The 3,897-nt window shown below is 33.5% G+C and carries 3 protein-coding genes and 1 pseudogene; 1 reads left to right on the forward strand and 3 read right to left on the reverse strand.

What is annotated here, in order from left to right:
• The 3 genes and pseudogenes from GMA11_RS08960 to GMA11_RS08970 form a co-directional block, all read right to left on the reverse strand.
• Nucleotides 1-238, reverse strand: a pseudogene (locus GMA11_RS08960) (IS5/IS1182 family transposase); the annotation flags it as partial.
• A 164-nt stretch (nt 239-402) separates the two neighbouring features.
• A complete protein-coding gene (locus GMA11_RS08965; RefSeq protein WP_163546799.1) occupies nt 403-2,781 on the reverse strand; it encodes an ATP-dependent Clp protease ATP-binding subunit in 2,379 nt (792 codons plus the stop codon).
• A gap of 1 nt (nt 2,782) precedes the next feature.
• Nucleotides 2,783-3,262, reverse strand: coding sequence for a CtsR family transcriptional regulator (locus GMA11_RS08970; protein ID WP_163546800.1), 480 nt, complete (start codon nt 3,260-3,262; stop codon nt 2,783-2,785).
• Nucleotides 3,263-3,526: 264 nt separating this feature from the next.
• On the opposite strand from GMA11_RS08970, the gene GMA11_RS08975 reads away from it, so the two are divergent.
• A complete protein-coding gene (locus GMA11_RS08975; RefSeq protein ID WP_163546801.1) occupies nt 3,527-3,790 on the forward strand; it encodes a hypothetical protein in 264 nt (87 codons plus the stop codon).
• Nucleotides 3,791-3,897: the final 107 nt, after the last annotated feature.

The following is a 3,897-nucleotide window of genomic DNA, read 5'->3' on the forward strand; positions in this document are numbered from 1 at the left end:
TGGTTTCTCGCATGGATTTAATGCCATAAATATCTTTTAAAAAGACCAATTTAAATAAAACAACAGGGTCTAAACTATTGCGACCATTCGTATGGCTATAATAAGGAGAAGTAATCTCATAAATAAAGTTGAAATCAATTGATTTATCAATTTTACGTAGTAAGTGGTCTTTTGGCACAAGTTCGGATAATGTGTTTAATATGATTTCGTCATTTGGGTGAGTTTCTTTATAGAACATAGTATCTTACCTCCTTTTATTACCTATATTATAACATCTTTAAGGGTCATTAGTGTATCAGACGTTAAGCCGTATGACTTAACGTCTGATACGAAAAAAGACTGTTGGCACTCTTAATTTGTCAACAGTCTGAACTACATTTTTCAATGTAGTTTTTCATCTATTTATTTCACATGAATGGTAATTGCATCTTGTTTTAACCCGATTTTAACATGACTGTCTTGTCGAATTGTTCCATCCAAGAGCTTTTCACTCAATTTATCTTCAATCTCTTTTTGGATAGCACGCTTAATTGGACGTGCTCCATACTCAATATCAAATCCGTCTTTCGCAATTTTTTTGATGACGCTTGATGATACACTGACAGTTGCACCTAAGTCTTCTAAACGTTTCAATGTATCTTTCATCAATAATTTAACAATTTGATATACATGCTCTTGTTCAAGTGAATGGAATACAACAATTTCATCAATACGGTTTAAAAACTCTGGACGAACAACTTTTTTCAATTCATCACGAATCGTTTTTTCCATAGCCGTTTGGTCTTGACTAACCGCAGCACCAAACCCTACTTTTTTCTCATCACGTAATAATGTTGCACCAATATTAGATGTTAAGATTAAAATTGTATTTCTAAAATCAACTCGTCTACCTTTTGCGTCTGTAACATATCCATCGTCTAAAATTTGCAACAAAATATTAAACACATCTGGATGTGCTTTTTCCATTTCATCAAATAAAATAACAGAATATGGTTGACGTCTCACTTTTTCAGTCAGTTGTCCCCCCTCATCATATCCGACAAACCCAGGAGGCGAACCAATAAATCGACTCGTACTATGTCTATCCATAAACTCAGACATATCCACTCGAATCATTTTATCTTCGCTACCAAATAAAATATCTGCAAGAGCTTTTGCTAATTCTGTTTTCCCTACACCTGTTGGCCCTAAAAATAAAAATGAACCAATCGGTTTTTTTGGATCTCCCATACCACTCTTAGATCGTCTTATCGCTCTGGAAACAGCACTAACCGCTTTATCTTGCCCAATGACACGTTTATGCAATTCTTTTTCCATTCTCAACAAACGTTGACTTTCTTTTTTCTCCAATTCTGTAACGGGTACCCCTGTCCAAGACGACACAACTTGAGCAATATCTCTTTGACTTAGTACCGGTATTTTTTTAACTGTTTCTTTTTGTTTTTCTTGCTTTTTCATCGTCGACACAAGTTGTTTAAACGACGCACCCGCTTGTTCAAAATCTTTTGCCGATAATTGTTGTTGAATGGTATCCTCTAAAATAGCTGTTGGTTCTTCTTTTTGATTTTGACATAAATCAAGTATCAATTTAGAGGCTGCTTCATCAATCAAGTCAATGGCTTTATCTGGTAATTTACGATCAGAAATATAACGGGAGGATAAGTAAACAGCTTCTTTAATGACATCTGCAGGAATGGATACTCCGTGATACTGCTCAAACTCAGAAATAATCATGTTCAACATATCAAATGTTTTTTCAGGGGTTGGTTCATCAATAGATACTGGTGCAAAACGTCTTTCTAAGGCAGCATCTTTTTCAATATTTTTTTGATATTCTGAAAATGTTGTTGCCCCAATAATTTGAATTTCCCCTCTAGCTAGAGCTGGTTTCAAAATATTTGCTGCATCTACTGAACCTTCTGATCCACCTGCACCGACTAACATGTGAATTTCATCAATAAATAAAATAATATCGCCACTAAACAAAATTTCATCAACGATACGTTTCATACGTTCTTCAAACTCACCACGATATTTTGTTCCTGCTACCAGACTACCTACATCTAGGCTAAGTAGTCTTTTTCCTTGTAACGATTTAGGTACTTCTTGGTTAACTAATAAATTTGCCAAAGCTTCAATGACTGCTGTTTTTCCGACACCAGGTTCGCCAACTAAAACAGGATTATTTTTATTTTTACGAGAAAGCACTTGTAAAATACGTCTTGTTTCCGTTTCTCTTCCAATAATTTTACTAATTTTTCCCGCAACGGCTTGTTCTGTTAAATCTCTTGTTAAAGCATCTAAAACAGGCGTTTTACTTTGTTTTTTATCCTCTAAATCACCTGTTTTTTCATTGATTGAAAAACCAATTTCACGATAAATATCTTTGACTAATCGTTGAACATCTACTTTTAAACGATTTAAAATTTGTGTAGCTTTTACATCTTCGCTCAATATTCCTAATAATAGATGTTCTGTCCCTACTAAATTGGACTGCAATCTTTCAGAGATTTCTAAAGCATTGTCTAAAATACGATTCATTTTAGCTGAATACGTGACATTTTTGACATTTACACTTGTATCCATATTCACATCAATACAATTTGCCACATCTTCAACAGATACGTAACGATTTAAAACACTTCCTGCAATACTATTTTTTGTCATCACTAAAGCTAATAACAAATCTTCAGATCCGATAAACGCATGTCGTGACCTTCTTGTTTGCTCTTTTGCAAGAGCTAATACATCTAAACTAAGTTGTGTAAATTTATTTTCCATACTATTCTTCACTCTCATTATATTGGTATCGTAATTGTCGTAATTGACTTTTTAATAAATCTGCTCGTAATTGATCATCATTGTCTACATGAGATTGTAGCATATCACGTTCAAAACTTGCTTGAATCAATAACATTTCTCGCTTTGTTAACACTTGCTCATGATGTAACTGAGAAATGACTTTAACAGCTTCATTCATAGACAATGAATTAGACAACGTGCTTAGTAACGCATCAATAATATGCGTATGGCAAAAATCTAGTTTGCTAATACGAACATATCCAGCACCCCCACGCTTACTTTGGACAATGTATCCTCTATTTTGTGTAAAACGTGTTTTAATCACATAGTTAATTTGTGAGGGCACGCACTCAAACAAAGTCGCAAGTTCATTTCGCTGAATAATCACATGATTGTCATTCACTAAAAAATCTTTTAAATAATTTTCAATAATATCACTTATATTTCGTTTACCTTGCATCTTTATTGACCTTTCTTGACCTTTTGATTATTTTACGACAGGTTTTTAAACTTTGCAAGCACAGTAACTTTTTGTACGTAAAAAAACTCAGTACAGAACAATATTACTTTGCACTGAGTAATGGCTATCTAAAATGTATAGATTATTTGGGCTGTATAATTTTTAGGGTTGATGGCATAAGCCATCAACCCTAATTTCATGTAGACAAAAAGGCAATTTTCTCTTAAATTAAAAGTACGACCAAATAATAAGGAGAAATTGCCTATGTCTAATATAACAGAAATCTTACTACAATTAAAGGATAAAAACATCACATTTGATCATGAAAACATATCTGAATGTGTCATTCGACATAAAAAATCATTAGTCTTATACGGTAAATTAACCTATACACCAGATTGTTGCCCAAATTGTCACGCAACCAATGGCATTGTAAAAAATGGGACACGTCAATCACAACTGTCTTTATGCCAAATTTCAGGACTAAACGCCTATTTATCACTCACTAAAACAACGTTTTTATTGTAAATCCTGTCAATCATCATTTACAGCTGAAACACCTATTGTGGATAAGTATTGTTTTATCACGAACCGTTTAAAACAAAAGATAATGGACACTTTAGCAGAAACCATTT

The sequence above is a fragment of the Granulicatella sp. zg-ZJ genome, from assembly GCF_010892355.1.
In the GTDB taxonomy this organism is placed as follows: Bacteria; Bacillota; Bacilli; order Lactobacillales; family Aerococcaceae; genus WM01.